At 39.2% G+C, this 7,742-nt stretch carries 3 protein-coding genes and 1 tRNA gene; all 4 read right to left on the bottom strand.

Annotated features, from left to right (window positions below):
• A partial coding sequence (locus H4J52_RS09130; protein ID WP_182224558.1) for a PAS domain S-box protein occupies positions 1–2,132 on the bottom strand: 2,132 nt, incomplete at its 3' end.
• A 199-nt stretch (positions 2,133–2,331) separates the two neighbouring features.
• Entirely contained in the window at positions 2,332–5,046 is a 2,715-nt protein-coding gene (locus H4J52_RS09125) for an ATP-binding protein (protein ID WP_182224557.1), read from the bottom strand.
• 1,044 nt (positions 5,047–6,090) lie between these two features.
• A tRNA-Ser gene (locus H4J52_RS09120) sits at positions 6,091–6,180 on the bottom strand.
• 265 nt (positions 6,181–6,445) lie between these two features.
• Positions 6,446–7,489, bottom strand: a complete 1,044-nt coding sequence (gene nadA, locus H4J52_RS09115; RefSeq protein WP_182178798.1) for a quinolinate synthase NadA — start codon at positions 7,487–7,489, stop codon at positions 6,446–6,448.
• Positions 7,490–7,742: the final 253 nt, after the last annotated feature.

Here is a 7,742-nt window from a genome sequence, read left to right as displayed (position 1 = left end):
AGCACATCCACCCGGTCGCCCGTTTTGGTAAACAACGGAAATTCATAGTTAGCCGACTCTTCACCTTGCAGGGCTTTATCCAATATCCCTTTAACCGAGGCCTTGTAATCATCGGTGATAAACCCCGCCACCAGATCTTTGCCCATGACATCAATCTTAGCAAAGCCGGTGAGCTGCTCGGCGCGCTGGTTCCATTCGTTCACCAGACCCGCGGCATCAATCCCAAAAATCGGGGCATTGGCCGTATCGATTAACTGAGTTAAATCATGGGCGACACTTTCTTGCTCCTTACGGATCTTGTTGAGCTCGGTGATATCTTGTCCAACCCCCACAACCCCCACAATATGACCGGCGGCATCCCGGCGTGAAGTGGAGTTCAACAGCACATCCACCCGATCGCCCGTTTTGGTATACAGCGGGAATTCATAGTTAGCCGACTCTTCACCTTGCAGGGCCTTATCTAGCACCTCTTTAACCGAGGCCTTGTAATCTTCGGTGATAAACCCCGCCACCAGATCTTTTCCCATGACATCAATCTTAGCAAAGCCGGTGAGTTGCTCGGCGCGCTGGTTCCATTCGTTCACCAGACCCGCGGCATCAATCCCAAAAATCGGGGCATTGGCCGTATCGATTAACTGCCTCAATTCAGTGGCATTTTTGCTGATCTCCAGTTGTGCCTGTTCACGCTCAGCGACCATCGACAAATCCTTTAACATACCAATAACGATATCTCTTCCGTGATATTTTATCTGCCTAATAGAAATTTCAATTGGAAACTCTTTGCTATTTTTGTGTTTCGCTCGCAGCTCAACCCGCTTTTTTCCTAAAGCTTGATATTGCTCAATGTTAGAAAAAATAGAAAAACCAACAACTAGATCTTTGGAAGTGTAATTATGCACAATGAGTTCAACCGATTGACCAATCAATTCTTGCTCTGTATATCCAAATAACTTAATAAGTGAATGGTTTACTGAACTAATTCGCCCGGACATATCAGTCGAGACAATCGCATCATCGACATTGTTGAAAATCTCATTCAGATAAAATTCATTGTTGCTTAGTTCAAGTAAAAGTTTGTTTGCGTGCATTCTTTGTTTTTGCTGCACTATCAAGTATTTCGTCGTTACAAACGTCAATATCAAAGAAAAGAATAAAACGATCAGGGCCTCAATATTACCTAAGTAATCCATTATATTATTGGACACACATTGATATAGCGTCCACTCTTGATTGGCCAATAACAAAGGCTTTAATAGACACAGTCCATTCTGTGCTTCTTTTGCTTCCTCTAAATTTTGGTAGGGTGACATGAGTGGATAAAGAATTTTTTGACCAACTGCTGCATTATTGTCAAAAACAAATATTTTTGATTGAAGATGATTATTGCCTGATAAGATTTGAGTCTTAAAGAGGTCTTGTAGTTTCAAGACCCCGAGACTGTAGCCTTTGAGTAACGCTCTTTTTTCAGCTAACGACTCTGGTACCAAACCATTCGAATAGATTGCCTTTACTACCAAAAGACCAGCATCATGCTGCTGAGTTTGAACGAGTTCGACGATACCACTAGCGATAAAAGCACCTGTATCGCGCGCCTCTTGTATTGCTTGAAGTCTTTGCGGATGGGTTGACAGATCAAAACCTAAAAGTGTCTCATTACCTTTAAGCGGTTCAACAAAATAAACGGGATAGTATACATCGCGTTCACTCGCTGCAACCAGCTCACCTTGGAGATTCTCTTCTGTAAAAGTGAAATTAGTGACTCGATCTTTTTGAGCCGCACTTTCAAAACTGGCGCGCTCTGAATGCTTAACTTTGGGTATCCATTCAAGGGCTAAAACATTAGGAGAATCAATTAACTCAATGGATGCAAATATAGAGAATTCTTTTCTGCTGACCTCGTTAGATGCTGCAAAAAGTGCCGAGATCGCATTAATTGATTTTACTGCATTGTTAAACTTTTCTTGTATCGCGTTTAATTGACGTTCAGTGACTTGAGCTAGAGTAATTTCTTGTTTTTGAAACGCTAAGCTATTGACAAAAATAAACAAAGCAAACGAAATGAACACGCCCATAATTGTAATAAATACAATTATATTACTCTGTTTCTTCATCACATCAGCATCATTTATCATGAATTGTCCTCTATCATATCTATCTATAGAATCCATTCTCACGTGCTTGACTTATAAAATAATATATCCACATATTTTGGCCTGACACTATAGTCGCATTAAAACATTTTAATTATAGATCAGCAATCTCAGGTTTGCTCAAATAGTTGTTAGGTTTAGAAAGACTAAGAGAGCCCCATATTTCACCGCTTATTAATAATTAGTTCAGCCGCTGACAGTGATCGTAAGACTCTATTAAGGGAAGTCTAATAGTAAAAAAAGCGCCATCAGTTGTATTTGACGCAGTAATAGTCCCATTCATTTCATGCACGATACCATAGCTTGCCGATAAACCTAGCCCAGTGCCCTTACCCACCTCTTTGGTCGTGTAAAACGGCTCAAAGATCCGGTTTATCAATTCTAGTGGAATACCGTGGCCGTTATCCTGAATGCTGATTTCTGCGTGTTTATCCTTAAAAGCTATTGACAGTCGAATCCATTTAGAACCGATGTTATTTAATACGGCATCACGACTGTTAGTCAAAAGATTGATAATCACCTGCTCCATCTGGATACCATGACCTTGTACCTTGCCACATCCACTAAAGTCTTCGCACGCAGTAGTAACATCAATTTCATCTATTTTGAGTTGCTCTCCTACCAACTCCAGAGCGTTATCAATTATCTCACTAGGATTGAACTGTCCAGCTGGCCCCGTTACTTTCTTACCAAACATCCGCATATGATCGATAATTGCGGCCGCACGTGTTGTTTGTTCATCAATACGAGCAAGCTTAACTTCTATGTATGCTTTTTCTATCGGTTCATGGGTGATTTTTCGCCGTATATTCCCTGCAGCCATACGAATAACATTCAGAGGTTGATTTAACTCATGTGCAGCACTGGTTGCCATTTCTCCTAAAGTTGCTAGTTTGGATGATTGAATGACCTGTTCCTGAACATTTTTCAACTCAGAAATATCTTGGCTTATAACGATCACGCCGATAACTCGCCCCTCAATATCACGCCGAGTGGTTGTGTTTAACAATACGTCTGCTCGGTTACCCGTTTTGGTAAACAGTGGAAATTCGAAGTTAGCTGTCTGCTCGCCCCGCAACGCTTTGTCCAAAACAATCTTTACTGATAACTTAAAATCATCAGTAATAAAATTGCTGACAAAATCATTGCCAATAACATTGGCTTTGTTGAAACCAGTGAGCCGCTCCGTAGTCTGATTCCAAATATTGACTATGCCCTTCTCGTCGATGCCAAAAATAGGCACGTTAGCTGTGTCGATTAGTTGTTCTAATTCTCGAGCAGCAAGGGAAGAATGAGCTATTGCAGTATCAATAGTCTCAAGCATTTGATTGAACTGTTCGTTTATCAAGTCAATTTCTTGATAGCCCCAATACAACCAATTTTTGGAATTACTCTGTACATCAAAGTGATGTTCATTTAAATTTTTATTATTATCGATATTCAACGTTTTTATGCTGGTAGCTAACGCTTTTAATGGGGCCATCAACCCCCTGGCCACTCGACTGACAGACAATAACGCAATAAAAACAACACTTAACATGATTATCATATTGTCTCGATAGGTTTTCTGTACGTTAGCAACATATTCTTTTATAGGTTCGACAACCGCTACCGCCCAGCCAGTGTGTTTATCGAGTTCGACCCAGTTTGACTCACTCCAAACCTGCATTGCAGAAAGCTTGTTTTTTTCAGCTGCTATTAGATTTTCACCATCAGAAAGCGAAATGAACGTTTCAGAAAAGCGGTCAGGATTATTTGCGCTTATTAGTTGCCCTAGGGCATCAATTAGTAACATTGATCGTTTTCCCTCATAAGACATTTTTTTTAAATATTCTTGTACCATAGTCATACTAGATTCATAGTGTATGAACTGATCACCTACTCGGTAAAGAAAAAACATACTACCCGTTGGCGAATCTTTGCCTCCCGCAAATAGGACTAGTTCGCCCCCCACTGCCAACTGAATCAATTGTTGAATGTCATCGGGAACAGAACCGCTCCCGTAGATAATATGAGCATCAGTGTTAAGTATCTGTATATTGATCATATTCGGCAGAAGGCTTGACAACACTTTAATTCCCCCTTCCCAATCTTTAATTAAGACCGCCTTGCCAACATACGTTTGTATCACGCTATTAATTGATATAGCTTGACGTTCAAATATAAATTGCAGACCGGACGACAAATCTAAAGCCTCACCTTTAACTCGGCTTGCAATCATCTTTTTTGTACGATCTTGCTCTTGGTTGGCTATTATACCGGTGACTATCACTGCCGGAGTCAAAATAAATAATGCCAGAAGAATGCTTAACGTTTGCTCTATATTTACAGTGGAGTGTAATAAAGCACTTTCCCCTTTAAACCGCGAGTTAAGACGAAAGGTATACAACAACAAATATGCGACAGCAGCGTTAAGCAATCCGTTAATTGCCTGTTTAAAAGCGATTAATTCGGTCGCTACCCTTTCTAAACCGATGAATTCGCCATAGAACAAAAAGACCATCGGCATCCCCAAGAACAACCAGAATGTTAGATCAGCAATAATGATATTATATTTTCTGAGCCCATGAATACTGAAGCCAATCCATAAAGCCTCAGCAATAAAAATATATAAGGCGTAACTGTGACCCCATATAACAATGGTGTAGTAACTTACCAGTGCCGCAACTACGCAGCCCCACAGCACCCCTGCAAGTCTTACAGCAATAATCGTTGCGATGCTTCCGAAAATTAAATCAACGCTAAAAAAAAGTTCGTAATACAAGACATTGCCTAACAAGCCAAACAGCGACAACAGCCCGAGGATAAAGATCTGTCTTACACTCAACTTTCGGTGAAAAAGTCTAAATAAACTAAAGACCTGTTCTACCCAACCTGAATTTTTTTCAACAGCCATATATACCCCCATACATATAACTCATTAATCAACATAGCACTTAGAATCAATGATACGAATAATTCACTGGATTTTATTTTTGGACTTATACATAGCCTATCTACTCACGTCATAATCTGCTTGGACTTTTGTTTATTACCTAGCAACATATAAGTGGCCCCCATCAATTTAACTGCGAGGGGTATAGGTGAAATAAACGTCTTTTTCGTAATATCTAAAATAGACTTTAGCTCAGATTTTAGATATTTGCCTTTTTTTCATTGCCATGAGTGATAGAAATTAGGTAGTTCTCGACACATATAAATTTTCGCAGTTACATAACATGTTCACAGTAAGATTTTTAACAGGAGAGCGATTAGAAGAGTTAATCGTATTAAAATGGACAGATATTAACTTTGACTAGGGTACATTTCACGTTCAACGTGTCTGATGCTGTGGGCAGAATAAGGAAACGAAAACTGAAGTTAATGATCAATTTAACCACACAAGCCATTGTCGCATTGAAAAATCAATTAAAGTCCTAAGAGCTACAAAGCCCTTTTATTTATCATAATCCTTATACACATGAGCTGTGGGCCAGTGAACATTTAACCTTTCGCTGTTCTGGGAAAGAAACGTTAGATGATGTTGCTTTCAAGTACCGTTACCCCTATCAAATGTGTCATACGTTTGTATCACATAGGATTTGCTTAGCAGCTTGGTCACAGCGACCTACACAGTCTGTATAAAAAAACACTAAAATCATTAAAGATCATGAACGCAAACAGAATCGACGTAGAATCATGCACTCAACAGAGTGAAAATCTAAGGGACATTACAAGTAATTTAGAATATAGAGAGGTGCATAACTTTATCATCAATACTTAAAAACTAATCAATAAATACGTTCAGGAGAGTGATATCTGCTTGTTCAAGCAAATAGTTACCAGATATAGCGGTTCTACGTGCAAGTGGCAAATATATAAGCGATATAGATCAGATAGTTACCTTTTAAACCAAAGGGCCAAAAAAACCTTGCAACCCATTGGTTTAAAAGAATAAATGTGGCGGTGAGCGAGAGATTCGAACTCTCGAAAGGGATAAACCTTTACACGCTTTCCAGGCGTGCGCCTTCAGCCACTCGGCCAGCTCACCAATTTGTTAATCAACACGCTAACATTTTTATTTAAAAATTAATGTATAAAGTAATTTTATCTATTAAGGACATTTATAGGACGAATGTATAAACGCTATACCATCATTTAATACTATAAAATATATTCTTATTAAGTCTTTAAACTTACACACAATGCGGACGTTGAAGTCATGCTATGTTAGGTAAATTTAATTGCCAACACAACTTAATTTTAATATAAAACGATCAACTGCTTACTTTATCGGCAAAAAATCTACTTGCGCGTTATTTTTCAGCTAAAGCTGCGTTAAACGTTAACATCCGATCTAGTGATTTTAAGGCACCCTCACGAAGTTTCATATCAACAAACACTTCTTTACCTATAGGATTAATTAATGCGTCTTCAATCTCTTTAAGACCATTCATCGCCATCCAAGGGCAATGAGCACAACTTTTACACGTTGCTCCCTCACCTGCGGTTGGCGCTTCGAAGAATTCTTTACCAGGACAAAGCTGTTGCATTTTATAAAATATGCCACGGTCTGTTGCCACAATAAATTTCATATTTGGCATATCTTGTGCGGCTTTAATTAACTGGCTGGTTGAACCAACAGCATCAGCAAGATCAATAATCTCTGCAGGAGACTCTGGGTGCACCAATATAGCCGCATCAGGATGCAAAGCCTTCATATCCTTTAACGCTTTACTTTTAAACTCGTCATGAACGATACAAGCGCCCTGCCACATTAACATATCAGCACTCGTTTGCTTTTGAATGTATGCGCCTAAATGTCGGTCAGGTCCCCAAAGAATTTTTTCACCTTGTTCGTCAAGATGTTCAATAATCTCTAACGCACAAGAAGAAGTGACGATCCAGTCTGCTCTTGCTTTTACAGCTGTAGAAGTATTTGCATAGACAACAACAGTACGGTCGGGGTTTTCATCACAAAAAGCAGAGAACTCTTCAATAGGACAGCCTAAATCTAAAGAACAGGTTGCTTCGAGTGTTGGCATAACCACTGTTTTTTCTGGCGTTAGTACTTTTGCGGTTTCACCCATAAAACGAACACCAGCGATAATTAGCGTTGTTGCTGGATGATTGTTACCAAAGCGCGCCATTTCTAGAGAGTCGGCGACACAGCCACCCGTTTCTTCAGCTAACGCCTGAATTTCAGGGTCGGTGTAATAATGCGCAATAAGTACCGCATTTTTTTCTTTTAATAAAAGTTTAATGCGATCTTTATATTGGCTTCGTTCATCGACTGAAAGTGGTGCTGGTTTGGCAGGAAATTGAAAATCAAATTCTACGGCTAAATTGCTTTGCGACATTATTTATCTCTGTTGATCTCTTTTAAAAACACAGTAATTATACGGTATAGATGAAAAGATGTGTATAAGACTTTTTGATATTAGTGAGTAAAAATAGTGATAAAAAAGAAATAAAATTAATAACGTTTAAAGCCTTGGCTTTAATATGAACTGACTATTGAAATATTTAAGAAGTGGTCGGCCGTGAAAGGTTTGAACCTTCGAGATAAACGGTTTAACGGTTAAAAGCCTTGGCTTTAATATGAACTGACTA

Source organism: Colwellia sp. MB02u-14 (assembly GCF_014076915.1).
GTDB lineage: Bacteria > Pseudomonadota > Gammaproteobacteria > Enterobacterales > Alteromonadaceae > Colwellia_A.
Note: the sequence above shows the minus strand (reverse complement) of the source record. Positions and strands in the feature narration are given on the sequence as shown.